Origin of the sequence: Pseudomonas sp. NFACC37-1 (genome assembly GCF_900101575.1) — a bacterium.
GTDB classification, from domain to species: domain Bacteria; phylum Pseudomonadota; class Gammaproteobacteria; order Pseudomonadales; family Pseudomonadaceae; genus Aquipseudomonas; species Aquipseudomonas fluorescens_AA.
This window is the reverse complement of the sequence record NZ_FMUZ01000011.1, coordinates 98,147-122,902: the sequence shown is the minus strand read 5'-3', so window position 1 is coordinate 122,902 and position 24,756 is coordinate 98,147. Positions and strand designations below refer to the sequence as shown.

20 protein-coding genes and 3 pseudogenes are annotated in these 24,756 nt (G+C 57.7%); 18 read left to right on the top strand and 5 right to left on the bottom strand.

The window, feature by feature from the left end; translation table 11 throughout:
• Positions 1-88 precede the first annotated feature (88 nt).
• Genes BLP82_RS14575 through catA form a run of 3 tightly spaced genes read left to right on the top strand, consistent with a single transcriptional unit; the run spans position 89 to position 2,490 of the window.
• A complete protein-coding gene (locus BLP82_RS14575) occupies positions 89-1,216 on the top strand; it encodes a muconate cycloisomerase family protein (RefSeq protein ID WP_092169015.1) in 1,128 nt (375 codons plus the stop codon).
• Between the two features lie 12 nt (positions 1,217-1,228).
• Entirely contained in the window at positions 1,229-1,519 is a 291-nt protein-coding gene (gene catC, locus BLP82_RS14570; protein ID WP_092169012.1) for a muconolactone Delta-isomerase, read from the top strand.
• Between the two features lie 41 nt (positions 1,520-1,560).
• Positions 1,561-2,490 carry a catechol 1,2-dioxygenase gene (gene catA / locus BLP82_RS14565; protein WP_092169009.1) on the top strand — a complete coding sequence of 310 codons (930 nt, stop codon included), beginning with the start codon at positions 1,561-1,563 and terminating at the stop codon, positions 2,488-2,490.
• Positions 2,491-2,674: 184 nt separating this feature from the next.
• Here catA and BLP82_RS31635 read toward each other — a convergent pair whose 3' ends face one another.
• The 3 genes from BLP82_RS31635 to BLP82_RS14555 all read right to left on the bottom strand — a co-directional run bounded on the left by BLP82_RS31635 (position 2,675) and on the right by BLP82_RS14555 (position 4,121).
• On the bottom strand, positions 2,675-2,929 hold the full coding sequence (locus tag BLP82_RS31635; protein ID WP_256576604.1) for a hypothetical protein: 255 nt from the start codon (positions 2,927-2,929) through the stop codon (positions 2,675-2,677).
• A 339-nt stretch (positions 2,930-3,268) separates the two neighbouring features.
• Positions 3,269-3,730, bottom strand: a complete 462-nt coding sequence (locus BLP82_RS30515; protein WP_139197857.1) for a hypothetical protein — start codon at positions 3,728-3,730, stop codon at positions 3,269-3,271.
• Positions 3,731-3,938: 208 nt separating this feature from the next.
• On the bottom strand, positions 3,939-4,121 hold the full coding sequence (locus BLP82_RS14555) for a hypothetical protein (protein WP_092169006.1): 183 nt from the start codon (positions 4,119-4,121) through the stop codon (positions 3,939-3,941).
• A gap of 566 nt (positions 4,122-4,687) precedes the next feature.
• On the opposite strand from BLP82_RS14555, the gene BLP82_RS31630 reads away from it, so the two are divergent.
• The 13 genes and pseudogenes from BLP82_RS31630 to BLP82_RS14495 all read left to right on the top strand — a co-directional run bounded on the left by BLP82_RS31630 (position 4,688) and on the right by BLP82_RS14495 (position 16,897).
• Positions 4,688-5,011: a hypothetical protein gene (locus tag BLP82_RS31630; RefSeq protein ID WP_256574062.1), complete on the top strand. Its 324-nt coding sequence runs from the start codon at positions 4,688-4,690 to the stop codon at positions 5,009-5,011.
• A gap of 417 nt (positions 5,012-5,428) precedes the next feature.
• The gene (locus BLP82_RS14545; protein ID WP_092169003.1) at positions 5,429-6,682 is read left to right on the top strand and encodes a cyclic di-GMP phosphodiesterase; all 1,254 of its coding nucleotides are present in this window, start codon (positions 5,429-5,431) and stop codon (positions 6,680-6,682) included.
• A gap of 824 nt (positions 6,683-7,506) precedes the next feature.
• Positions 7,507-8,109 (top strand): annotated as a pseudogene (locus tag BLP82_RS31625) (methyl-accepting chemotaxis protein); the annotation flags it as partial.
• Between the two features lie 11 nt (positions 8,110-8,120).
• Positions 8,121-8,489: a response regulator gene (locus BLP82_RS14535; RefSeq protein WP_013692986.1), complete on the top strand. Its 369-nt coding sequence runs from the start codon at positions 8,121-8,123 to the stop codon at positions 8,487-8,489.
• A gap of 33 nt (positions 8,490-8,522) precedes the next feature.
• Complete coding sequence (locus BLP82_RS14530) at positions 8,523-8,837, top strand: STAS domain-containing protein (protein WP_092169000.1); 315 nt, start codon at positions 8,523-8,525, stop codon at positions 8,835-8,837.
• Positions 8,838-8,853: 16 nt separating this feature from the next.
• Complete coding sequence (locus tag BLP82_RS14525) at positions 8,854-10,983, top strand: chemotaxis protein CheA (protein ID WP_092168997.1); 2,130 nt, start codon at positions 8,854-8,856, stop codon at positions 10,981-10,983.
• Positions 10,984-11,004: 21 nt separating this feature from the next.
• A pseudogene (locus BLP82_RS32015) lies at positions 11,005-12,507 on the top strand (methyl-accepting chemotaxis protein); the annotation flags it as partial.
• A 51-nt stretch (positions 12,508-12,558) separates the two neighbouring features.
• Positions 12,559-13,395: pseudogene (locus BLP82_RS32010) on the top strand (methyl-accepting chemotaxis protein); the annotation flags it as partial.
• Between the two features lie 3 nt (positions 13,396-13,398).
• The gene (locus BLP82_RS14515; protein WP_060742935.1) at positions 13,399-13,911 is read left to right on the top strand and encodes a chemotaxis protein CheW; all 513 of its coding nucleotides are present in this window, start codon (positions 13,399-13,401) and stop codon (positions 13,909-13,911) included.
• Positions 13,912-13,985: 74 nt separating this feature from the next.
• Positions 13,986-14,510: a chemotaxis protein CheW gene (locus BLP82_RS14510; RefSeq protein WP_092168991.1), complete on the top strand. Its 525-nt coding sequence runs from the start codon at positions 13,986-13,988 to the stop codon at positions 14,508-14,510.
• Complete coding sequence (locus BLP82_RS14505; protein ID WP_060742933.1) at positions 14,507-15,310, top strand: CheR family methyltransferase; 804 nt, start codon at positions 14,507-14,509, stop codon at positions 15,308-15,310. The genes BLP82_RS14510 and BLP82_RS14505 overlap by 4 nt, the downstream gene beginning before the upstream one ends.
• Positions 15,303-15,821, top strand: coding sequence for a chemotaxis protein CheD (locus BLP82_RS14500; RefSeq protein ID WP_368665045.1), 519 nt, complete (start codon positions 15,303-15,305; stop codon positions 15,819-15,821). Before BLP82_RS14505 ends, BLP82_RS14500 begins: the two co-directional genes overlap by 8 nt.
• On the top strand, positions 15,821-16,897 hold the full coding sequence (locus BLP82_RS14495; protein ID WP_092168988.1) for a protein-glutamate methylesterase/protein-glutamine glutaminase: 1,077 nt from the start codon (positions 15,821-15,823) through the stop codon (positions 16,895-16,897). The genes BLP82_RS14500 and BLP82_RS14495 overlap by 1 nt, the downstream gene beginning before the upstream one ends.
• Positions 16,898-16,909: 12 nt before the next feature.
• On the opposite strand, the gene BLP82_RS14490 is transcribed toward BLP82_RS14495, so the two are convergent.
• Together BLP82_RS14490 and BLP82_RS14485 are read right to left on the bottom strand one after the other, a co-directional pair.
• The gene (locus BLP82_RS14490; protein WP_092168985.1) at positions 16,910-17,539 is read right to left on the bottom strand and encodes a response regulator; all 630 of its coding nucleotides are present in this window, start codon (positions 17,537-17,539) and stop codon (positions 16,910-16,912) included.
• A complete protein-coding gene (locus BLP82_RS14485) occupies positions 17,536-20,532 on the bottom strand; it encodes a sensor histidine kinase (protein ID WP_092168983.1) in 2,997 nt (998 codons plus the stop codon). The genes BLP82_RS14490 and BLP82_RS14485 overlap by 4 nt, the downstream gene beginning before the upstream one ends.
• A gap of 234 nt (positions 20,533-20,766) precedes the next feature.
• Between BLP82_RS14485 and BLP82_RS14480 the strand changes: the two genes are divergently transcribed.
• Both BLP82_RS14480 and BLP82_RS14475 read left to right on the top strand, forming a co-directional pair.
• The gene (locus tag BLP82_RS14480) at positions 20,767-23,667 is read left to right on the top strand and encodes a sensor histidine kinase (RefSeq protein ID WP_092168980.1); all 2,901 of its coding nucleotides are present in this window, start codon (positions 20,767-20,769) and stop codon (positions 23,665-23,667) included.
• Complete coding sequence (locus BLP82_RS14475) at positions 23,652-24,713, top strand: HD-GYP domain-containing protein (RefSeq protein ID WP_092168977.1); 1,062 nt, start codon at positions 23,652-23,654, stop codon at positions 24,711-24,713. Before BLP82_RS14480 ends, BLP82_RS14475 begins: the two co-directional genes overlap by 16 nt.
• Positions 24,714-24,756 lie beyond the last annotated feature (43 nt).

Here is a 24,756-nt window from a genome sequence, read left to right as displayed (position 1 = left end):
ATTTATCAAGACTAATTCTATATTGGAAGCCGGGAAATGTGCGGCGCAGAATCAGCTGAAACCCATAAAGAACCCAACGGGTATTATCATGCCGATTTGCGCCATCGAGTCGATCGAGACGATTATCGTCGACCTCCCCACTATCCGCCCGCACAAACTGGCGATGCACACCATGCAAAACCAGACGCTGGTGATCATCCGCGTACGCTGCGCCGACGGTATCGAAGGTATTGGCGAGTCCACCACCATTGGCGGCCTGAGCTACGGCAACGAAAGCCCCGATAGCATCAAGATCAATATCGACTGCCATTTTGCGCCGCTGTTGATCGGTCAGGACGCCAGCAATATCAACGCCGCCATGTTGCGTCTGGAGCGCAGTATCCGCGGCAATACCTTTGCCAAGTCCGGTGTCGAAAGCGCTTTGCTCGATGCGCTGGGCAAACGCCTGAATCTTCCTGTGAGCGAACTCCTCGGCGGCCGTGTGCGTGACGCCTTGCCGGTGGCCTGGACCCTGGCCAGTGGCAACACCGAGCAAGACATCGCCGAAGCCGAGAAGATGCTCGACCTGCGCCGCCACCGCATCTTCAAGTTGAAGATCGGTGCCGGTGAAGTCAGCCGCGACCTGAGCCATGTGATCGCGATCAAAAAGGCGTTGGGTGAGCGCGCCAGTGTCCGCGTTGACGTCAATCAGGCCTGGGATGAGGCCGTGGCGCTGCGAGCGTGCAAGGTACTGGGTGACAACGGTATCGACCTGATCGAGCAACCGATCGCACGCAACAACCGTGCTGGTATGGCGCGGCTGAACCTGTCGAGCCCGGCGCCAATCATGGCGGATGAATCCATCGAATGTGTCGAGGATGCTTTCAACCTGGCGCGCGAAGGTGCCGCATCGGTGTTTGCTCTCAAGATTGCCAAGAATGGCGGCCCGCGAGCGGTATTGCGCACGGCGGCGATCGCCGAAGCAGCCGGTATCGCTTTGTACGGCGGCACCATGCTTGAAGGTGGCATCGGCACCCTGGCCTCCGCCCATGCATTCCTCACCCTGAACAAGCTGGCCTGGGACACCGAACTGTTCGGCCCGCTGTTGCTCACCGAAGATATTCTCAGCGAGCCGCTGGTGTATCGCGATTTCCAACTGCATGTCTCCACCGCTCCGGGCCTTGGCCTGGCTATTGATGAAGAGCGCCTGGCGTTCTTTCGTCGCGACAAACAATAAGAGGCGCCTGCCATGTTGTTTCACGTAAAAATGACCGTGAACCTGCCCTTTGACATGAACCCCGAACGTGCCGCCAGCCTCAAGGCCGAAGAAAAAGCCTTGGCGCAACGGTTGCAGCAAGAGGGCAAATGGCGCCACCTGTGGCGCATCGCCGGGCACTATTCCAACTACAGCGTGTTCGATGTCGATAGCGCTCAGGATCTACATGACTTGCTGATGCAACTGCCGCTTTTTCCCTACATGGCCATCGAAGTGGACGCCCTGTGTCGGCATCCGTCGTCGATCCATGAGAACGACAGCTAAGCCTGCTTTCTAACTAATAACGACAAGATGAGGAGTACACCATGCCCGTTCGAATTTCCCAGACTGCCCACGCCCAGCATTTTCTCGAAGAAGTCAGCGGCAATCTCAACGACGGTGGTAACCCGCGCACCAAGGCGTTGATCTACCGGATCTTGCGCGACACCGTGAACATTATCGAAGACCTGGGCGTAACCCCGGAAGAGTTCTGGAAGGCCGTCAACTACCTGAACGAGTTGGGCAAGAACCAGGAGGCTGGCTTGCTCGTCGCCGGCCTGGGCCTTGAGCATTACCTGGATATGCTGATGGACGCCGCCGACGAAGAAGCGGGCAAGACCGGCGGCACGCCGCGCACCATCGAAGGTCCGTTGTACGTGGCCGGTGCGCCGTTGTCCAAGTACGAAGCACGCCTGGATGATGGCTTGGACCCTGCGGTACCGCTGTTCATGCGCGGCCAGGTGCGCGATACCGATGGTAAACCCGTTGCGGGGGCGATCGTCGACGTGTGGCAAGCCAATACCGCCGGTACCTATTCCTGGTTCGATAAAACGCAATCGGAGTTCAACCTGCGTCGGCGCATCGAGACCGATGTCCAGGGCAACTACCGCTTTCGCAGCATTGTACCGTCGGGATATGGCTGCCCGCCGACTGGACCGACCCAGCAGTTGCTCGACCAATTGGGGCGCCACGGGCAACGGCCAGCGCATATTCACTTTTTCATTTCGGCACCGGGTTATCGACACCTGACTACACAAATCAATCTGTCGGGCGACCCGCATCTGTACGATGACTTTGCCTATGCGACACGCGATGAGTTGATTGCACAGATCCGCTTCAGTGACGATCAGCAACTGGCGCGGGAGTTTGGTGTGGAGGGGAGCTTTGCGCAGATTGATTTTGACTTTGAACTGCAGGTGGCCGCTGCACCGGTAGAGCAGCAACGCATGCAGCGCGTTCGCGCACTCCAGGATTGAACGCGATAAACAAATGGGTGCACGAGCTTGTTCGCAATAGCGGTGGTCAGTTCAGGCATAGTTTCAAGGTATCCCGCTGAGGCGCAGAGAATACGTGGGTTCTCCAGCAGACGAATGCCGATCAACCGTGAGTCCGGCGGCTCGCCCATGCACCCGCCGCTATCGAATTGATCGTCCAGCATGCTCAGTGGCTGGTCAGCTGGAGAGAAATCTCAAGTTCCGGGTGCAGCCGGGCAAAGCTCGATACCACGGGGGCGAGGTGCTGCCGCCTGAAACCCAGCGTGCCATTGATCCGCAACCGGCCTTGCAAGGTGGGCTGACGGCTGCTGAGCGCGCTCTCCAGTTCTTCGAGCTGGCGCAGAATCGGGCGACCTCCCTCCAGGTACAGCACCCCTTCGGGGGACAGCGACAATCGGCGTGTGGTTATCGGCGTATCCATTGATGTCGACGATCATGATCCCAGGGGCGCTATAGGTAGTGGTCATATATCCATACTCCTAAACCATTCAGAAGCGTTGACTCTAACCTGGATCCTTAGTTCGCCAGGCCCTTGGAAACTGGAGCAGCGGATTGCTGTCGTTCGAGCTGTGTAACGTAGACTCCACCTACGTCGAGCGTCTCCTCGATATTGCAATTATCCTGTCTGGGCCGGCTGAGAGAACCCTGAATCCAGTATGAGGGTGAATGAATATCAAGGTGTCGACACTTTGATTGAACTTGCGGCGGGGATTGGCGATGGCTAGATGATTAGCGCAGTTTCAGAGCTTGCTTAATATTTTTAATTGATGCCCATGTAATGAAGCGCTCCAGTGTTTCCTAGTCCTGATCCAAATATTCCACAGTTCCCCTTTACCTCGTAATAATCTATTACGCTACTTTTGTTATTAACCCAGAACGCTACAGTGCAGCGCTCCTGAATATGGTTTGTTTGAATCTGCTGGACATTGACCAGTTGTCCGGATGAAGTGTCCATGTTTGAGCCTACAACTGTTTGCTGGTCGTAACTGGTTCCGTATCTGTCGAACACGTATATTTTTTGTCCATATAACTCATGGCTTGAACTTACTGAGTGCTCTGTCAAAGTCAAAGAGGGTTTGCCAAATTTTTTATATGCTTCCTGGATGTTTTTTCCCATAAGTTCACTTGCAGCGGAACGCTCAGGTGCGATCGTAGAGCACCCTGTTAATGAAAGTGCAAACGCAGAGAGAAGTGTGAGTAATGGTGTTTTATAAAAAAGCATACAGTCATTCCTTCTGGGTTGGGGTTTTCAAGAGTGTGGACTTAATTGCGTTGCGTTGTTTTAGAATGAGTGCTTGTTAATCAGAAAGCTAAAAGGTGGATGCTTATAATCTTGCTGGGGCGTTGCATTATTTTGCAACGCCCCAGTTATTGGATGGTTAAAGGGTTTATTGTATGTGCCTTCACAGTGCAAAAAATCCCTGAGTAGATCAACCCTCGCCCCCACCCCCACAGGCAATCAGCTCGATAAGCCCCATTTGATACCACTTATTCTGGCAACTCCAGCCGTGCTCAAAGGTAAAGGCACTTGCGGTGCCGCTAAATGCGAGCCCCACTGAAAGGGCGAGCGCCGCTCCAATGGTCCAACGTGCTTTCTTCATTTTGTTTTTCATGGAAACTCCCTTTATTACTCGTCGCCGTACGGTGTAAACCGGTGAAGGGGCCGCGGTTGGCAAATCAGCCGCCATTCCTGTGGCAGGGCTGCCACTTTTAGCTAAGTGCATCTGAATAAGACAGCAGAGAAGTGGCAAGGGCAGAACACTATTGAATCAGCGAAGCACACTCCTCAGGTCCATTTGATGCTGAAGAGTCATCTATATCAATAGTACAAGTGACCTATTCGCTCGCCGCAAGACAGAGGAGCGCAAGATAATGAATGGCACGTCTTGGTTTTCTTCGGGTGACCATCTTCCTGAGTGGCCCTCAGCAATAGAGCGCAGAGCCACTGCGCGACCAGCATCGCGAGCATGGCTGTGTGGAACACCTTCTGAGACATGGGAACCGCCTGCCTAACCACCTGGCAAAATTAATGAACAATTTCCGCGCTCAGATATCGATTCTGTAACTGAACATTTTCCGTCCATGCATCCGGCCCCAAGCTTCGCAGGGGGCGGAGAACCACCCGGTTATCGCTTCGAAAATCAAGGCCGCGCGCAAGCATCGGGGACAAAAGCTACCGGTGGTCGATCCGCGCAAACATGAAATGGCGGAGCGCGCCGACCTGTTCCGGCAGATCAGATCGAGCACGGACATCGTCTGGGCCAGCGCAATGTCACGCTACCTGTTCGACCATGGCATGGCGGACACGGCGTTTCTGCTCAACGTCATTCAGAACCTGTCGATCCTCGCGATGGCGCTTTCGCGCGTCCCGCCCGATGAGTTCTACCGGTTGGTCTTCGCGCTGAAAGATGCCGGCGCTGCGGTCAGTCAATGGACCGCGCCGGACAACGACGATGTCGCGCCAGGCGTGGGAGGCGCCTACCGTTTGTTGCATGACGAATAGCTTTGGCGCGCGCTGGGCTGATTGCCAGCGTGGGAGGCATCATACTCATCGGTTTCGCTGTTCTGGTGTCAGTGACACTGGCTTACAACATCTGGGGATTTTGGGTCTTTCGCGGTAAGGTCAATGCCGAACCTGCGCATGAATAGCCAGGTTTTCCTGCCGCGCAAAGCAAAAATAAAATAGCTCACTCTGTTGGAAACCATGTCCGTTGAACGGAGCACTGTAGGGAAATTCCTACGCCATCATCCTAAATCCCTAAGCCTAAATAGGACTGCTCTGATTCTATGCTTAATGGCTCATGGCTATTATTCAAAGGCCGGAGTGGCATCCTGAAACCAATCCAAGACATACCGCACTTGGTGATTGCGTTCGGACAATTCAGGGAAGTCGGTTGGGGTTAGAAAGGGGATCTGCATCGTGCTGAAACATATCGGCGTGACCGATCTTTGCGTAGGAATGTATGTCCAGGAGCTATCTGGTTCCTGTGTAGAACGTCCGTTCTGGAACAAGAGCTTCCTGATCCAGAATGAAGAAGTGCTGGAAAAAATCCTTGTTTCGGGCATCGCCGGTGCATGGATCGACCCTTCAAAGGGGGCGGATGTGCCGGCTTCTGCGCCTGATGAAAGCCTTGTGCAGGCGGATCGGGGTGGACGGCAACCTCCTTGTGCGTCTGACCAATCTTGCGCGCAAGCCGCCGGCCCCCATCCCCGGGTGTCGATGAGTGAAGAGTTGTCGAGGGCGCTCAAGCTTTGCTCCAGGTCCAAGGCTGCGGTCATGGAGATGTTCGGCGATTTGCGAATGGGGCGTATCGTTGAGCTCGATCGCGTCACGGACATGGTGGGTGAAATATCCGACTCGCTGCTACGTCATCCTGACGCACTGCTCAGTCTGGTGCGCCTCAAGAACGCCGATGAATATACCTACATGCATTCCGTCGCGGTCTGTGGGTTGATGATTGGTTTGGCTCGTCAACTGGATCTACCACCGCCGCTGGTGGAAGAGGCCGGGTTGGCCGGCTTGCTGCATGACGTGGGCAAGATGACGATACCCACGGCCATCCTGGCTAAACCATTAGCCTTGAATGACAACGAATATACGACGATGCGCACCCACCCTGAGGCGGGAGCCAGGATGCTGTCCGACAGCAGGCATTTCACGGCCCGGGTGCTGGACGTTTGTCTGCATCACCATGAGAAGGTGGACGGCACTGGTTATCCCCATAAGTTGTGCGGAACCCAAATCAGCCTATTCGCGCGCATGGCTGCTGTGTGCGATGTGTATGACGCCGTGACGTCCGACCGACCTTATCGAGATCGCTGGTGCCCCGCCGAATCCATTCGAAAAATGGCCGGATGGACTGGGCATTTCGATCAGAAAGTCTTTCACGCCTTCGTCAAATGCATTGGTATCTATCCGGTGGGCGCGTTGGTGCGCCTGCAAAGCGGCAGGTTGGCGGTGGTCATGGAGCAGCACGCCGAATGTTTGCTCACGCCCACCGTGAAGGTTTTCTTCTCGGCGTCGAGTCGCACGCCACTTCCGCCCGAAAGCGTTGATCTGGCCTGCGGGCAGGACAGGATTGTCAGCTTCGAGTCGGAGAAAACCTGGGGTTTCAAGAACCTTGAAGTGCTCTGGGCCGGCAAGGTGCAAGGCAGCGAGGCGCATTTCGGGTAGCGCGGTGCGAGCCTGAGTTTTCGTACCAGCGCTTGTCGCTGGTTTTTTTTGCGTCCTGGGGGTTGTCGGCGGGTCGTAGGAATTCTCCTACAGCGCAGCCGCAATCCTTAGCTGCAAATCAGGATGCTCCGATAGTTTCGCTGCCACTACTTGGCCATTATCTCTTCAGGCCAACAAAACCGGGCATCCCAAGGGTGGATGCTCTTGCGCAGATCCCGCCGGATCCGCACTGAACTGGAGAGATGAAGGTGAAAGGACAGGTAATTTCCTCCCCCCTGATCTTGATGCTGCTGCCTGCGGGTTTGACGGGAGCGCTCGGTTGCGCCGCGATTCTGATCAACGCGGACTTCACCCTGCGCAGTGCAGTCAGTTGCGCTTTTGTCCTGCTGGGCTCGCTGTTCATGGGCATGTGGAGCAAGCGTTTAGTGAGCCGCCGTTTGCACGCCCGGCAAGACGATCAGCCAGGTCACCTCCCGCTGGCTGTTTCACCCGATGAAGGGCTGGGCGAAGTGTGCGCGCAGGTACTGCCGATCTGGAGCCACCAGATCGAAGCGGCGCGCATCCTCAGCGAGGAATCGATCCTCAAGCTGAGCAACCGCTTCGCGACGTTGTCGGGGGACATCAGTGTTTCTGCTTCCCACGGCGCAGGCCAGAGTTCAGGAGCTCGGTTGCTGGAAATCCTTGAAGTTGGCCAGCGGGACCTGGATTCGATCATGGTTGCCCTGCGCGACGCGCTTTTGCGCAAGGAGTCGGAGCTCAAGGAGGTCTTGCTCCTTTCCGACTTCACTTCGCAGTTGCAGGAAATGGCCAAGTTCGTCGGTGATATCGCCCAACAGACCAATTTGCTGGCGCTCAACGCTGCCATTGAAGCGGCGCGGGCAGGGGATGCCGGGCGCGGCTTCGCGGTGGTGGCGGATGAAGTGCGCAAGCTGTCCAGCTTATCCGGGGAGACGGGGCAGAAAATCAGTGAAACGGTGAACACTGTCAATGCTGCCATCTCCCGCACCGTCGAGCTTTCCCGGCATCAGGCGCAGCAGGACTCGCAAACCCTGGCTCAGTCAGAGCAACTGGTGTCCCAGGTGATCGAGCACTTCCGGCACAACGCCCAGGCCATCGTCGATACCAGCAGCAGTCTCCAGCAGCAAAGCGAAAACGTTGCCATTGAGATATCGGGGGTACTGGTCGCCCTGCAGTTCCAGGATCGGGTGGGCCAGATGCTTTCCCTGGTCAACAACGATCTTTGCAAGCTGCATGCGCATATCGCCGAACGCCAGCAATTGGCCCTCGCCGGCGGTACACCTGGCCCGATTATCGCTGATACCTGGCTTGAGCAATTGGCAAGCACCTACACGATGCCTGAACAGCACGCGATCCATCACGGTAAGCCTGTGGTGAGCAGTCCTTCATCCGAGATCACTTTTTTCTAGGGAGTTTCCCCATGAGCAAAACCATCCTGATTGTCGATGACTCTGCTTCCATTCGCCAAGTGGTGAGCATCACCTTGAAGGGCGCCGGATACGAGGTCATTGAAGGTGTCGACGGCCGCGATGCCCTCACCAAACTGGACGGACGCAAGATCCACCTGATTGTCAGTGACGTGAACATGCCGAACATGGATGGCCTGAGCTTCATCAAGGCAGCCAAACAGCTGCCGGCCTACAAGTTCACGCCCGTGATCATGCTGACCACCGAAACCGGTGAGGCCATGAAACAACAGGGCCAGGCCGTCGGTGCCAAGGCCTGGATGGTCAAGCCCTTCCAGCCGGCTCAGATGCTGGGCGCCGTCTCCAAACTGATCATGCCGTAGCACTGCCCAGAGTTCCTGGAAAAGGAGGTTGTCATGACAAACACCACGGCTTGTCTGCGTCGGATTCTGGTTCTCGAAGGGCCGCTGACCATTTACACCGCCGCTGAACGCAAAGACCTGTTGCTGGAGCTGTTTCCCTTGGCTCAGGAAGTCGAAATGGATCTGGGGGGCGTGGACGAAATGGATACCGCCGGGCTCCAGTTGCTGGTGCTGATCAAGCAGGAATCACTGCGCCACGGCTCCAGTCTGTTGCTGAGCAATCCCAGCACAGCGGTGCTCGATGCACTGGATATGAGTGGGCTGCACAGCTTTTTCGACGAGTCGACGACCCGTCGGCAGAGAGGTTGAAACCATGAGTTCGCCCATGAATCTGGACGACGTGCTACAGACGTTCATCGCCGAAAGCCAAGAGCTCTTGCTTCTGATGGAAGACGCGCTGTTGCAGATCGAACAGGCGCCGGACGATGTGGACACCATCAACGCGCTGTTTCGCGTCGCCCACACCATCAAAGGTTCCGCCGGCCTGTTTGGCTTCACGCCGATCGTAGCCTTTACCCACGTGGCTGAAAGCGTACTGGATCGCGTCCGTGGACATGAACTGCGGGTGGACGAGTCGCTGAGTGCCTTGTTCCTGGAAGTGCGGGACCACCTGTGCACGCTGATTGAATTGCTGGCCAGCCACGGTGACTTGCAAGGCATGACCGCAGAGCATGAGCGGCAGGGCGCGGCGTTGGTCGAGCGTCTCAACCGTTACCTGGAAAACCGTCACGAACCGGAGCTGTCCCAGGTACCGATCGAGCCGCCGCAATCGGCTTGTGCCGCGCGTTGGCATCTGTCCCTTCGCCTGTGTCCGGACGTCCTGCGTAACGGTATGGATCCGCTTTCGTTGCTGCGCTACCTCAACAGTTTCGGCCAAATCAGTGCAGTCGTATGCATGACCGATGGCATGCCGGATATCGCGACGATGGATCCGGAAGCGTGTTACCTGGGGTTTGAACTGGGGTTTGTCAGCGATGCCGGCCAGGCCACCATTGAAGGGGCCTTCGACTTTGTTCGCGAGGGCAGCCAGATCTGCGTGTTGCCGTGCAACGGCGACTTGGCGGGTTTCCGGGCGTTGATCGGCCGTCTCGAAGCTGAGCCCGATGCCATGGTAGAGGCCTTTGTCGCCTGTGGTTCCGTGACCCGTGAGGCATGGCTGGCCGGTTCGTCTTCTGACGAGTCGACGACTGTTGCGATTGCCCCGGTGGTGCCAGACCAGGCGATGCGCGATGACGTGACCAAGAGCCGGGGGGCAAAAGAGGCCCGTCCGGCCGAAGGTAATCTGATTCGGGTCGACGCCGGCAAACTGGATCAACTGATCAATCTGGTGGGCGAGCTGATCATCGCCGGTGCTGGCGCCAACCTGGGGGCCATCCAAAGCGGCATCGGCGAGCTGATTGAAGCGACAAGTTCGCTCTCGCGTCTTGTCGAGGAAGTGCGCGACTGTGCCCTGACCCTGCGAATGGTGCAGATTGGCGGCACATTCAACCGCTTCCAGCGGGTGGTGCGCGATGTATCCAAGGAGTTGGGCAAGGACATCGTCTTGCAAGTACTTGGCGCCGAGACCGAGCTGGACAAGACGGTGGTCGAGCGCATCGGCGATCCCCTGACCCACCTGGTGCGCAACGCCATGGACCACGGCATCGAGCCTTCCCAACTGCGTCGTGAACGTGGCAAGCCGGAGCAGGGCACGGTTCGCCTCAATGCTTATCACGAGGCCAACAGCATCGTCATTGAAGTCAGTGACGACGGTGGTGGCCTGAACAAGCAACGCATCCTGGCCAAGGCGATGGAGCGCGGCCTGGTTGCCGAAGGGCAACAGTTGGCCGACGGCGACATTCTCAACCTGATTTTCGAACCCGGCTTTTCCACGGCCGATCAGGTCAGCAACTTGTCCGGGCGCGGCGTGGGAATGGATGTCGTGAAACGGAACATCGTTGCCCTGCGCGGCTCGGTCAATCTGGAAAGCGAGGAGGGCGTGGGCACCACGGTGCGTATCCGCCTGCCGCTGACCCTGGCCATCATCGATGGTTTTCTGATCGGGGTCGGCAATGCCTCCTATGTCGTGCCTCTGGACCTGGTCGAGGAGTGCATCGAACTGTCGACCGACGACTACGGCAATCAAGAATTCCTAGACCTGCGGGGCTCGGTGCTTCCAGTTCTGCGCCTGCGCGAGATGTTCGCCATCGATGAGCCTAACCATGGCCGTGAAAACATCGTGGTGGTGCATTACGCGGGGATGCGGGTGGGCCTGGTCGTCGATCAATTGCTGGGTGAGTTCCAGACGGTGATCAAGCCGCTGGGCAAGATTTTCGGTACAGCTCATGGACTGGGCGGCTTCACCATCCTGGGGAACGGAGCAGTCGCGTTGATCCTGGATATTCCCAAACTACTCGGGCAAGTCGTCAGCCGACAGAAGCACGGTACGACCCTCAGCCCTGAATTGACTCAATAGTTTTCCCTGGAGTACAGCATCATGACCGTCAAAAAAAATATCTCGCTGCTGGTCGCCTCTGCTCTGTTGGGCATCCTGGTCCTGGTCAGTCTCAGTCTTTATCTGATGGGTGGGGTCAGGAGCACCGCCAGCTATGCGCAAGTCAATACCGTGCCCAGCCTGCAGTTGCTGGATCATGTGGCCCTGGCCCTTGCAGATAGCCACAGCCGCCAATGGCAGAGCTTGTCCGGACCTGCCGACAGTTCCCAGCAAAGTGACAAGGAGTCGGTACTCCAGGCACTCGATCGCTACCAGAAAGAGTTCGTCTCCGACGATCGTGATGCGACGCTGCTCAGCGCCTTGCGCAGCACAGTCAACGAATACAACCGGGGTGTGGAGCGTTTCGACAACGCCCTGCGCAATGCAGCCCCTGAAGCCCGCACTGTGCTGCTCGACCTGGACGTGACACGTGAAAAGGTTACTTCGGCCTTGAGTGATATCCGCCAGCACAACCTGGACCTGGGACGAAAAAACGCAGCGATCGCGGCATCGACCGAACAGACGGCGATCTACAGCATTGCCTTGGTCGGTGGCGCCACCTTGCTGGTGATCGGCTTGATCGGTTTCTTCCTGGTACGCCGGCTGCTGCACACCTTGGGCGGCGAGCCCGACGATGTACGCCTGCTGGCGGAGCGGTTCGTGGCCGGGCAGTTGGACGTGCAAGGCAGTAGCAATGGCCTTGAACGTACCGGACTGATGGGTTCCATGGACCGCCTGAGCGGGACCTTGAATCAGTTGATCAGCGATATGACCCAGATGTCCGCGGAGCACGACAAAGGCGACATCGACGTGCAGATCGATGCGGCACGCTTCGCTGGCAGTTATGGGCTGATGGCTCAAGGTATCAACGACATGGTTGCCGGGCATATCAACGTCAAGAAGCAAGCGATGGCCTGCATCAAGTCGATCAGCGAGGGCGATCTGCAGGCGCCTCTGCAAGCGTTCCCCGGCAAGAAGGCGTTCATTAACGTCACCATCGAGCATCTGCGCAGCACCATCATGGCGTTGATCGAAGAGATGCGTCACATGTCGGAGGAGCATGAGAAAGGTGACATCGATGTGCATATCGACGTACAGCGATTCCAAGGCTCGTACCGTCAGATCGCCCAAGGCATCAACGACATGGTCGATGGCCACATCAGCGTGAAAAAACAGGCCATGGCTTGCATACGTTCTTTCGGTGAAGGCGACCTGTCGGCGCCCCTGGCCCAGTTCCCCGGCAAAAAAGCCTTTATCAACGACAACATCGAACAACTGCGCCGCAACATCCAGGCGCTGATCGAAGACACCCAGATGCTCAGCGAGAATGCGGTGGTCGGCCGGCTCGATACCCGTGCGGACAGTACTCGCCATCAAGGGGATTTCCGCCGCATCGTGGCGGGGATCAATAGCACGCTGGACTCGATCGTCGCGCCGCTCAGCGAGGCGATGGAGGTCATGGTGGCCCTGTCCGGTGGTGACCTGACCCGCAGCGTCAAAGGTGATTACCAGGGCAGCCTGCAAGACCTGAAGAACGCGGTCAACGAAACGGTGAGCAAACTCTCGCAGATCATCGGCGAGGTTCGCAGTTCCGCCGATTCGCTCTCCAGTGCCTCGGAAGAGATCTCCGCCACGGCCCAGAGCATCAGCCAATCGGCTTCGGTACAGGCGGCGTCGGTTGAAGAGACGTCGGCGTCGATGGAGCAAATGTCGGCGTCGATCTCTCAGAATACCGAGAACGCCAAGGTGACCGATGGCATGGCCGGCAAGGCGAGCAAGGAAGCGAGCGAGGGTGGGCAGGCCGTCAAGGACACCGTCTCGGCCATGAAAACCATCGCGGAGAAGATTGGGATCGTCGACTCGATTGCCTATCAGACGAATCTGTTGGCGCTCAACGCGGCCATCGAAGCGGCCCGTGCCGGTGAACATGGCAAGGGCTTTGCGGTCGTCGCCGCTGAGGTGCGCAAACTTGCTGAACGTAGCCAGGTCGCGGCGCAGGAAATCGGCCAGGTGGCCAAAAGCAGTGTTGCCCTGGCTGAACGGGCCGGCAACCTGCTGGATGAAATCGTGCCCTCGATCACCAAGACTTCCGATTTGGTCCAGGAGATCGCCGCTGCATCTGAAGAGCAGTCCATCGGTTCCGAGCAGATCAATACCGCCATGTCGCAGATGAGTCAGATCACTCAGCAAAACGCCTCGGCTTCCGAGGAACTGGCCGCCACCGCCGAGGAAATGAGCAGCCAGGCCGAACAGTTGCAGGAGTTGATGGGCTTTTTCACCCTGCAGGGTCGGGTGGCGGTGTCTGCCGTTCCTCGGGCTGCTTCTTCCAGCCTGGGCGGCATGCAAAGCAGTGAGCATGCCCAGGAAGGCGGTTTCATTCGCTTCGGGAGTTGAGCCATGGACGCTGCAGTCGTGAGTCATTTCGAGTATGCGCCGCAGAGCCCTTGCGACAGCGAGTTCCTGCAATTCCTGACATTCGTGTCCGCCAGGGAGGTCTATGCAATCGATACCTTGTGTGTGCGCGAGATCATCGAATACGGCCAGGTGACAAGCGTACCGATGATGCCGGATTTTATCCGCGGGGTAATCAACCTCCGCGGTTCGGTGGTCCCGGTGATCGATCTGCAGGCGCGCTTTGGCAAGGGCACCACGCAGCAAGGCAACAGGACCTGCATCGTTATCCTGGAGTTGATCCAGGAAGGCGAACCCCACGTGCTGGGCATTGTCGTCGACTCGGTGAGCGAGGTGATCGAAATCGAGCTGGCCGACATCAAGGCCGCGCCAGCGATCGGGAACCGGATCCGTGAAGACTTCATTCGAGGGATGGTCAAGATACGAGGGGCGTTCCTGACGGTGCTTCAGCTCGACCAGGTGCTGTGTGTCCGTGAGATCGCCAGCCAGTTGCATTGAGTCGTCGCGCCCACGCGTGCGTACGTTGTCTTGAGAGGGGGCCGCCGCCTGTGGTGGGTCCCGAGGAGTGAAACATGTCCATATCCGCGTCGCGTTCGCCGGCCCCAGGGACGGCAGCCCCACAGTACCTGACCTTCAGCGTGGGTCAGGAGATGTTTGCGGTAGGTACCCTGTGCGTCCGGGAGATTGTCGAATACGGCCCGATTACCCCGTTGCCGATGGCGCCGCCAAAGGTTCGCGGCATCACCAACCTGCGCGGTGCGGCCATTCCAGTGCTGGATCTCGGATTGTGTTTTGGCGGTGCCCAGACTTTGGAAAACCCACGCACCTGCATCGTCATGCTGGAAGTCCACGGCAGCGGTGGCACAGGCCTGGTGGGCATCATCGTGGACGCCGTCAGCGAGGTGCTGGAGATACCGGCCGAGCAGATCGAGCCGGCACCGGCACTCCAGGGGCGCCTTAGCCCTGAATTCGTGGTGGGGATTGGCAAGCTCAGTGACCGTTTCGTCTTGTTGCTGGACATCGAGCACATGCTCGGAAGCGATGACTGGCCGGTGCTGTTTCCTTCGAACATCAACGAGGACGGGTTGCAAGCATGAATGCCGTTCTCTCCGACAACGAGTTCCAGCAGTTCCGGTCAATGATTCATGAAATTGCCGGGATCAGCTTATCCGTCGCCAAGAAACAGCTGGTCAGTGGCCGCTTGGCCAAGCGTCTGCAGTTTTTCAACTTGACCACCTATGGCAGCTATTACCGTTTGCTGATGAAGGATCGGGCCGAGTTGCAAATGGCGGTGGACTTGCTGACCACCAACGAAACCTACTTTTTCCGCGAACCCAAGCATTTCGAGTTTCTGCGCGACGTGATTCTTCCCGGGCTTCGTGGCAATGGCCCAGTGCGTATCTGGAGTGGTGCCTGCTCCACGGGAGAGGAACCCTACACCCTGGCCATGGTGCTGGCCGACAGCCTGGGCACCCGGCCATGGGAGATCCTCGCTTCCGATATCAGTAGCCGGGTGCTGGAAAAAGCCCAGGGCGGACGCTACCCACTGGATGGTATCCGCGGTATTCCCGAGGCGCTGTTGAACAAGTACTGCCTGAAGGGCGTGGGTTGCAACAACGGTATTTTCATGGTCGACCGCGCGTTGGCGTCACGGATCACATTCACTTCGATCAACTTGAACAATGCGCTGCCTTCGGTGGGGCAGTTCGATGTGATTTTCCTGCGCAACGTGATGATCTATTTCGATAACCAGACCAAGTCCGAGGTGGTGAAGCGCTTGAGCAAACACCTGAGGCCGGGTGGCTATTTCATCGTGAGCCATTCGGAAAGCCTGAATGGCATCAGCGATGAATTGCAGGTGGTCAAGCCCTCGATCTATCGTAAACCGGATGCTTGAGATGGCTCGGGTGGTCGAGTATTTCCTGCAGCCCGGCGAGGTGGCGTTCGGAGGGCGCCAGATGCGCTTATGTACGGTACTGGGTTCCTGCGTTGCCCTGGTGTTCTGGCATCCGCAACGCTTGTTGGGCGGCATGTGTCATTTCATGTTGCCTCGTCGGGGAGGGCACGGCGCGGGACACCTGAACGGTCGTTATGCGACGGATGCGTTGATGCTGCTGTTCGAGTGCATTCGTCAAGCGGGTGCCCGGCCCGAGCAGTTCGAGGTGAGCCTTTTTGGCGGGGCTGACATGTTTCCCGGGGTGGAGCGCGGTGACGCTATCGGGATTGGCCAACAGAACGTCAACGCCGCCAGGCGCCTGATCCAGGACCATGGGTTGCAATGCCGGGTGTATCACGTAGGTGGCCGGGGGTATCGCCACTTGGTGTTCGATGTGAGCACCGGACGCCTTCAGCTCAATCATGCCGACTCGGTACGCAAAGTATTCGAATCGCCCAAGAGTAATGTCTGATGACGGATATCAAGGTCTTGATCGTGGATGATTCCGCCGTGGTGCGCCAGGTGCTGAGTGCAGTTCTGAACCAGGCCAGCGGGATCCAGGTGATCGATGTTGCCATCGATCCGGTATACGCCATGGAGAAGATGAGCAGGCAATGGCCTGACGTCATCGTGTTGGACGTCGAAATGCCCCGAATGGACGGCATCACCTTCCTGAAAAAGCTGATGGCGCAAAAGCCTACGCCGGTGGTGATTTGTTCGACGCTGACAGAGAAGGGCGCCAAGACCACCTTGCAGGCGTTGGCAGCCGGTGCAGTGAGTATCGTCACTAAGCCACAGTCCAACCTGCGGCAGTTCCTGACTGAAAGTGCGGATGAACTGGTCCAGGCCGTCAGGGCGGCGGCGAAGGCCAACATGCGGTGCGTAGCGGGCGCCCGGGCGCCTGTCGATGTACCGCCCCGGCTCAATGCCGACGCGATCCTGGCCCCTGCGTCCATGGCCATGGCTCGCACGACTGAAAGCATCGTTGCCATAGGCACTTCCACCGGGGGCACCCAGGCCCTTGAACAGGTCCTACAAGGGTTGTCGCGGGTATGTCCAGGCATTGTCGTCGTGCAGCACATGCCGGAGAAGTTTACCGCCGCCTTCGCCGAGCGCCTCAATCACGTTTGCGAGATCGAGGTTCGCGAGGCGGTACAGGGTGATCGCATCATTCCCGGGCGTGCGCTGATTGCACCGGGAGGCACTCACATGCTGGTCAAGCGCAGTGGCGCCCAATACCAGGTGGATATTGTGCAGGGACCTCCTGTCAGCCGACATCGACCCTCGGTGGATGTACTGTTCCGTTCGGTCGCACGCAGCGCCGGCAGCAATGCCTTGGGCATCATCATGACGGGCATGGGGGATGATGGCGCTCGGGGCCTCAAGGAGATGCGTGATGCCGGCGCCAGGACCTTGGGGCAGGATGAAGAGTCGTGCGTGGTGTATGGAATGCCGCGCGAGGCGTTCAAGCTGGGCGCGGTCGAGCGCGAGCTGCCACTGGAGCAGATCGCTTCCGCCATCCTTGGCGTTCGCGGCCATCAGCCCTGAGTCGCGGCGTCTTCAGACCAGCCCTTCATTCAAGGCGTAGCGCACCAGGTCGGTACTGGTGGCAAAGCACATCTTTTCCATCAGCCGAGTCTTGTGCGTGCTGACGGTCTTGTTGCTGATCACCAGTTGTTCGGCGATCTGGTTGACGCTCAGCCCTTGGGCCAGCATGCGCAGGATCTGGAATTCACGGGAGGTCAGGCTCTGCGAGGCGTTCTCGGGCGTCACACCGCTGCTTTGCAGTGCGATTTGTTCGGCCAGTTGTGGGTCGAGGTAGCGTGCACCGGTGCTCACCTTGCGGATCGCCGCCAGCAGCGCCTCCGGGTCGCGGTCCTTGGTCATGTAGCCTGAAGCGCCGGCGCGTAGGGCTCGCTGGGCGATGTGGGCTTCATTGTGCATGCTCAGAATGAGCATCGGCAGCTTGGGGTAATGGGCGTGGATACGGCCGATCAGGTCTTCGCCACTCGAACCAGGCATGGTCATGTCGAGCAGCAGCACGTCGATATCGGTATGGCGCAACAACTCCAGGACCTGGGCCCCGTTCTCCGCTTCTGCCACCACGGAAATATCCTTGACCAGCGCGAACAACTGCTTGAGGCCTTCGCGCATGATCGTGTGATCGTCGGCCACCATTAAACGGATCATGAGTCTTGACTCCTTGAAGCGGGTACACGTAATTGGACAGTCGTGCCGCTGCCCGGGGTGCTGGTTATGGTGGTGGTTCCCCCCAAGGTCAGGCCTCGTTCGCGCATTCCCAGCAAGCCGAGGGTCCTGGACGATTGCTCGCGTTGCTCGAAGCCTTTGCCATTGTCGATGATTTCCAGTGTCCAGCCGTTCTCGCCTTGCTCAAACGTGATATCGACCCGAGTGGCTTCGGCGTGCCGGGCGATGTTGGTCAGCGACTCCTGGGCGATCCTGAATGCAGCGGTTGCGCTGGCATCGTCCAAATGGATTTTCTGCGGGTGGATCTGCAGGTTGCAGTCGATGCCTTGTTGCTGCTTGAACGTGTCGGTCAGCCATTCCAGTGACGCGGCGATACCCATGTTGAGGATGGAGGGGCGCAGGCTGGTGGAAATGTTCCTGACCACCTGCACCGTTTGGTCGATCAGTTGCAGCAGGCGTGCCACCTGTTCGCTGAGCTGGGGCAGTTGTTCGCCGTACTGAAAGCGCAGCAGCGAAGTGCCCATGCGTATGGCGGTCAGATGTTGTCCGAGCTCATCGTGGATCTCCTGCGCAATGAGCTTGCGTTCCTCTTCCCGCGCACTTTCTCGACTGGACATCAATTGGCGCAGTTGCTTGTTGAGCGAAGCCAGGCGCAGTTCAGCCAGGCGCAACTGCGATATGTCGCGAACGACAGCCAGAACGGTGGCGATTTTCCCCTGGATGTTCTGCTCGGGAACGAGACTGATGTGATAGACGCGTTGCAATCGATGTTGCTCGGTGAGCACATATTCATGCTCCAGAGGCTGGCCTTTTTCCACCGCTTCTATGACGGCTGCATGGAATAATTGGCTCTGCAGGTTTTTCGGCAGAATCTCGAGCAGGTCCTTGTGCAGTAAATCGATTTGCGGGCGATCCAGCCAGGCTTCCAATGCCGGATTGACGAACAGCAGCTCTGCCGTTCGACTCAGTCGTGCAATACCGTCTGGAGAGTTTTCAACCAGTGTGCCGATTTCCTGCTGCCGGGCCAGTTCGTTGCGCTGGGCCTCCAGGATGTCGGTAATGTTGCGAGCAATGCACACCAGGCGATGCAAGCGCCCGTTTGAGTCGGCTACGGGTATCAGGTTGAAATGGACAACGAGTGAGCGTTGACCGCAGGGCAGATGTGCATCCAGTTCGATGGGGGCTCCCACGGCGATGCAGTGCAGGCAGATCGCCTCGACAATACTGGCGGCTTCTTTTTCCAGGCACTGGCCCAACGATTGGCCGATCATGTCCGAGTGACTTTTGGCGAGCATGTCGCACAGCTTTGGATTGGCCTCCAGGCAACTGAGTTGCTGGTCGGCTTCCACGGCGAGCAGGCAAAGCATGTCTTGCGAATGGTCGAAGACTTCGCGGTAACGGCGTTCGCTTTGCGCCAGGTGGCTATGGGCCGAGCAGCGCTCCCAGGCGATGGCACCGATATGACTGGCCATTTGTGCATGCTTGCGATCCTGCTCGCTCAGTTGGGCGTCCCCACCGACGAACAACAGGATGGCCCCCATCGCGACACCGGTCTTATTGACCACCGGTTCTACCCAACAACCTCGATAGCCTGCCTGCAAGGCGGGCTGGCTGAACGCGAGGCCCGCGGCGTCGCTTTTCAAATCCGCGATGAAGTGATGGTGCTCGAACCGCTCGGGCTGTCGATCAAGATCTTCGGCCAGGCAGGTTGTAATCGAGGACGTGTCCGTAGGAGGGGCGCGAAGGGATTCGTCGCCAGGCACAGCCTTGAACGCCATGGCGTTGTGAAGCCCGGGCGTCAGAATATCCAGGTAGGCACCGAGCAGTGGCAGCACCTCCCGGAGTGTGTCGTGAGTGACCATCTTTTGAAAAATGGCGGAGCGCGCGTTCTCGGCCCGCTCCTGTCGGCGCAACGCACTGATATCCTGGGCTGTGACCAGTACCCCGCACAGCTCGCCTGTTTCGTCATGCTCCGGCGTCAGGTTGCAGAGGAAATCCACGGAGCGACGTGAGTGCGAGTCCTTGTTTTCCAGCAGGAACGTATGGGCTACGCCGGTTGAAAGCGTGAGTTCTACTTGCGTGCGAAAATATTCGTCCAGCGGATTGTGCGTCGAGGCGCGTTCGGTGATGTGAGTGTTGGGAAAACCCCGGGCGCGCTCAAGCTCGGGATTGGCATAGATTTGCTGTCCTAGCCGGTTGTAGCGAAGGATGATGTTTTGTGAGCTTTTGGCCAGTGAGAGGTACTTCTGTTCGTTATTGAACAATGCCTGGCGCAAGGCGAGATGTTCACTGATGTCTTCCAGCTGCGATACGAAGTAAAGCGCTTCTGCATCAGCGTTACGGGCGATGCCCAGGGTCAGGCGTGCCCACAGCGTGCTGCCGTCCTTGCGGATGTAGCGTTTTTCCAGCGTCAGGCTCGTACGGTGTCCCAGGATGAGTCTGTGCAATTCATCCTTACTGATATCGGTGTCGTCCGGATGCGTCAAACGCTGGAAAGACGTGGCGCGAAGTTCTTCTTCGGTGTAGCCAAGCATCTGACACAGCATTTGATTGGCCGCGATCCATTCACCGCTCATTCGCAATAAGGCCAGGCCTGTGCCGGCAGAATCGAACGCCAGGCGATAATCCTGTTCGGCAAGGTGGATGCGTTCGGCGCGGCGGATCTTCACCAGGAATGTGGATTGTTGTGCCCTGTAGTCGAGTGTCACTTTCAGCGTGTCGCCGTTCGCCGACGCACTTTGAAAATGCCAGTTCCCTTTGAGTCGCGCATGGGTCAGGTGTTTTTCAAAAGTCAGAGGCTTGAGAGAAAACAATGCAGGCGAGGGAACAAGGGCGGCGACGCTTTCGCTCAGCCCCAGTAGCCGACTGGCGCAGTCATCCATGATGAGCAACGTTCCCTGGGCATCCAGCAACACGACACCCACGTCATCCGCATCCTGCGTGAACGGTGTTGCTACCGCTATGGCTGAATCCATTCGCCCCATCCTCTGATCACTGTTTTTGAGCATAGCTTAAGTCTTGAGGCCGAAATCGAGTGTTCGACTATGGTCATAAGGCTGCCCACACGCTTTTGATCGATGCTGGGGGGACCTGCAAGGTCGTGTAGACGGGGGACGATAGAAAAGAGTCCCGTTGGACAGAAACCGAGGATGGGCTCACAATGATATCATTGTGATATCGTTTGTGCCGCCAACGCAACGAGCGTGCTTATGCAAACAACTTCAAAGAAGAAGAGGGTGAGTTTGCGCAGATGGATCTGGCGAGCATTCGCCAGTACCAGCCTCTTGCCGCTTGTTTTGGTGGAGGGTGTGCTGATCACCACTTATTTCATCACCAACCAGTCCATTCGAAGTTCTCAGATCGAGTACCTGCATCAAAGTGCAACACGAGACATTCAGGCTTCGGTTCAGCAGAATGCATTGCTGGTGCAGGGACAACTTGAGCAGATCCACAAGGCGATCGATCTTTATGCCAAATCCACGGAGCATGAACTCACCGAGAAACAGCACCTCGTGGCAGCATCGCTATCATTAAGTGCCGACGGTGTTCGTTACAGCGCAGCAAACGATGGAGCATCCGCCTCGTTTTATTCGAATATCACTGCGCCGCAAGATCAGGATCTCTACAAGGTATCCCTGCTGGCCAATCAGGATTTCATGATGAAGCAGTTGAAGGACGGGGATCCTCTGATTGCCAGTATCTATTTCAACAGTTGGGACAGCTACAACCGGATTTACCCCTGGTTCAATACGCTCGAGCAATACCCCCATGATATGGACATCACCCAATACAACTTCTACTACCTGGCCGATGCACAGCACAATCCTGATAAAAAAGTAGTCTGGACGGATGTCTACCTGGACCCCGCCGGCCAGGGGTGGATGATGTCTGCCATTGCGCCGGTCTATAAGGGCGACTTTCTCGAGGGTGTCGCCGGAGTTGATGTCACGGTCGACGGCATCTTGAAGCGAATAGAGCAGTTGCAGATGCCGTGGGATGGCTACCTGATGCTGGTCAATGACAAGCTCGATGTCATGGCCGTACCCAAGGCGGGCCAACGTGACTTCTCCCTGCGAGTCGAGAACCAGCCCGCCGCAGAGCCTGTTGATCACGAGCGTCTGCAGTCCCCGGATTTAAATCTTACCCGTCATCCGGACCTCGCCAGCCTCAATCAGAACTTACCGGGCCATCCGGGGGGCATTGTTGCCCTGACGTTGAATGGACGGCCTCATCTGGTCGCCTGGAATGTGATTCCCTCCACCGGGTGGTTCTTGCTGGCGGTGGTGGACGAAGCGGCGGTCATGCAGGAAACCAATCTGCTCGCCAGTCATTACCGCGATGTGGGTTATTTGTTGGTCGCGGGGCTGGTCCTGTTCTACGCCTTGTTCTTTGCCTTCATGTGGTGGCGGACACGTGACCTCAGTCGCCAATTGAGCGCGCCGGTGCAGGGGGTTTCACGAATGATGCGAGAGATTGGCCGGGGTAACTGGCAACCGGCGGAGAGCCCCTCCGATATCTCCGAACTCTGGTCAATGTCCAACCAGGCACTGGGAATGGGCAGGCAGTTGGCCCAGGCCGAGTTTGTCCGCAGTTCCACACAGCAGCGTCTCGAGTTGGTCATGGAGAGTTTTGCCGAAGGGCTCTGGGAGTATTACCCCCAGCGACAGCGTTTTATTCTCAAGGGCGCCCTGTGCCAGCGTTTCGGCTTTGCCGCCAATGAAGTGCCGATGGCGACACTGCTGGAGAACATACCCATTGAAGACAGGCAGACCTTCATGCGGTTTCTGGAGGAGGCCAGGGGCACTGCCAGCGTGGCGCCGGAAGCGGAGTTCCGGATCCGGGACGTGCATGGCAAGTTGATCTGGATCCTTTGCCGGGGGCGCATGCTGGAACCCTCGCGGCTTGAGGATGCCAGTGTCGTGGTCGTGGCGTGTGTCGACATCACGACGCTCAAGCAGACCCAGTTGGATCTGCGGGAGAAAACCCTGGAGGCAGAGGCCGCCAGTACAGCCAAATCCAAGTTCATCTCCAGCATGAGTCATGAGTTGCGAACGCCATTGAATGCCATTTACGGGTTTGCTCAATTGGGACTCATGCAGCCGCCTGACGACGCATCGCAGCAAACGGCCAACCTGCAGGAAATCATCGAGGCCAGCGAGCACCTCATGCAGTTGATGGACGATCTGCTCGAACTCTCCAGTTTGCAGGCTGAGAGACCCCTGCTGGATCTCAAGCCGGTGCACGTGGCGAGCCTGTTATCCAACTGCGCTGACATGGTTCGCCAGCAGATCGCAGCGCAGGGCCAGATCTTGCACACCACCGCTCCTCTGGATACATGGCATGTCTGGGCGGACAAGCGTCGCCTCAAGCAAGTCCTGATCAATCTGTTATCCAATGCAATCAAATACAACCGACCCGGTGGTGACATTACCCTGGGGGCCATGGTTGTCGAGGGGGGAGCCCGGCTGCGTCTTTATGTGACGGATACCGGTGTGGGCATTCCCCCGGCTTTGCAGGACGAGCTGTTCAGGCCCTTCCAGCGCTTGGGTAAAGAGAACTCTTCCATCCAGGGCACGGGTATTGGCTTGGCGCTGTGTCGGGACCTGGCACTTCTGATGCACGGCAGCATGGGCTTTGAAAGCCACGTCAATGTGGGGTCGACTTTCTGGATCGACATGTACTCGTCGGCTTTTCCCGCACCCGGGAGGGAGTCCAACCTGTCGACGATAGCGTTGCCGCGCGTCCTGTTGGTAAGCAGCAACCCCAAGGATGATGAGGTGGTCCGGGAGGCACTGGCCGGTGATTTCGAGTTGCAATGGGTCAACACGTTGCCCGAGGCCAGCGTTGTGCTTGATGCCACGGCAATCAGCGTATTGATCGTCGCCACCACGGACCGTGTGCCTGTGCTGGAGACTTTTTTCCGCGGTTTGCGCACGAGGATCGCAGAAACTGCCCTGTCGATCATCGTGGTTCGTGCGGCCGCTGATCACGCTTCGATCAGCCAACTGGAGTGCCAGGCCATCGTGGCTTCTCCCTTGGAGAGGCAGAGTATTCGCCATCTGGTATTGACGCTCGCCACGAAGAGGGCAGATGCATGTTCGCCAAAGTAAATGCTGAAAGCAGGATTGTCATTATCGACGATGTGCCCACCAATCTCCGGCTTCTGGATTCATGCTTGCGAGCCGTAGGCCTGCGCAACATCACGACCTTCAGCGACTCGGTCCAAGGACTGGATTGGTTGCTTTCGAACGCCTGGGACCTGGTGTTGCTGGACCTGGATATGCCCGCGCCCGATGGCTTCGAGATCCTTGATCGGCTCAATAAACGAGACCGCACTGAGTCACCGGTCATCATCGTAACGGCGTTGAATGACCAGCAGAGCAGACGAAAAGGGCTGGAGAAGGGCGCTAACGACTTCATCTCCAAACCCATTGACCTGCCTGAGGTGCTGCTCAGAGTACGCAATTGCCTGGAGCTGGCGCAGGCGGCGAAGCAGCTGCGCGACGTTAACGTTGAGCTTGAGCGCAAAGTCGAGCTACGCACGGCCCAACTGGCTTCCAGCTACAAGGCGATCGGCAGCAGCTTGAGTCGAGCGGCCAGCTATCGCGACGATGACACGGGGCATCATATTGTTCGTATTGGCGAGTCCGCTGCGATGTTGGCCAAGGCGATCGGCATGCCCTCTCAATGGTGCGACCTCATGAAGATGGCGGCTCCGATGCACGATATTGGAAAAATCGGCATTGAGGACGCGATTCTGCAAAAACCTGGCGCGTTGACACCGCAGGAAAGAGAGATCATGCAGGAACATGCCCGTATCGGTTATGAAATCCTGCATGACCCGGACGGTTCCCCTTTGACGGATTTGGCAGCGGAAATTGCCCTGGCGCATCACGAACGTTGGGACGGCACCGGTTATCCCAAGGGATTGCGAGGTAAGGAGATTCCGTTATCGGCAAGGATTGTGTCGATATGCGATGTGTATGACGCCATAAGAATGCCGCGAGCCTACAAACAGGCTTGGGATGTCGAGCGTTCGAGGCGTTTCATCACCGATCAAGCCGGTACCCAGTTCGATCCCTCCCTGGTGGACGTCTTTTGTAATCTCTTTGACGAAATAGATCGCTTGCGCTTGCCCGATGCGCGAGAGGGCTGATGAGACCCTGGAGATGTCGCCGATGATCCGGGTGTCTGCTTCA

Bases quoted from the DNA above. Each gene is read 5' to 3' on its own strand.
- BLP82_RS14505 (WP_060742933.1), top strand. From the start codon at position 14,507: ATGAATGCCGTTCTCTCCGACAACGAGTTCCAGCAGTTCCGGTCAATG.
- catC (WP_092169012.1), top strand. From the start codon at position 1,229: ATGTTGTTTCACGTAAAAATGACCGTGAACCTGCCCTTTGACATGAAC.
- BLP82_RS14535 (WP_013692986.1), top strand. From the start codon at position 8,121: ATGAGCAAAACCATCCTGATTGTCGATGACTCTGCTTCCATTCGCCAA.
- BLP82_RS14480 (WP_092168980.1), top strand. From the start codon at position 20,767: ATGCAAACAACTTCAAAGAAGAAGAGGGTGAGTTTGCGCAGATGGATC.
- BLP82_RS14490 (WP_092168985.1), bottom strand. From the start codon at position 17,539: ATGATCCGTTTAATGGTGGCCGACGATCACACGATCATGCGCGAAGGC.
- BLP82_RS14515 (WP_060742935.1), top strand. From the start codon at position 13,399: ATGGACGCTGCAGTCGTGAGTCATTTCGAGTATGCGCCGCAGAGCCCT.
- BLP82_RS14525 (WP_092168997.1), top strand. From the start codon at position 8,854: ATGAATCTGGACGACGTGCTACAGACGTTCATCGCCGAAAGCCAAGAG.
- BLP82_RS30515 (WP_139197857.1), bottom strand. From the start codon at position 3,730: ATGCTTTTTTATAAAACACCATTACTCACACTTCTCTCTGCGTTTGCA.
- catA (WP_092169009.1), top strand. From the start codon at position 1,561: ATGCCCGTTCGAATTTCCCAGACTGCCCACGCCCAGCATTTTCTCGAA.
- BLP82_RS14495 (WP_092168988.1), top strand. From the start codon at position 15,821: ATGACGGATATCAAGGTCTTGATCGTGGATGATTCCGCCGTGGTGCGC.
- BLP82_RS14530 (WP_092169000.1), top strand. From the start codon at position 8,523: ATGACAAACACCACGGCTTGTCTGCGTCGGATTCTGGTTCTCGAAGGG.
- BLP82_RS31635 (WP_256576604.1), bottom strand. From the start codon at position 2,929: ATGGATACGCCGATAACCACACGCCGATTGTCGCTGTCCCCCGAAGGG.
- BLP82_RS14575 (WP_092169015.1), top strand. From the start codon at position 89: ATGCCGATTTGCGCCATCGAGTCGATCGAGACGATTATCGTCGACCTC.
- BLP82_RS14475 (WP_092168977.1), top strand. From the start codon at position 23,652: ATGTTCGCCAAAGTAAATGCTGAAAGCAGGATTGTCATTATCGACGAT.
- BLP82_RS14500 (WP_368665045.1), top strand. From the start codon at position 15,303: ATGCTTGAGATGGCTCGGGTGGTCGAGTATTTCCTGCAGCCCGGCGAG.
- BLP82_RS14485 (WP_092168983.1), bottom strand. From the start codon at position 20,532: ATGGATTCAGCCATAGCGGTAGCAACACCGTTCACGCAGGATGCGGAT.
- BLP82_RS14555 (WP_092169006.1), bottom strand. From the start codon at position 4,121: ATGAAAAACAAAATGAAGAAAGCACGTTGGACCATTGGAGCGGCGCTC.
- BLP82_RS14510 (WP_092168991.1), top strand. From the start codon at position 13,986: ATGTCCATATCCGCGTCGCGTTCGCCGGCCCCAGGGACGGCAGCCCCA.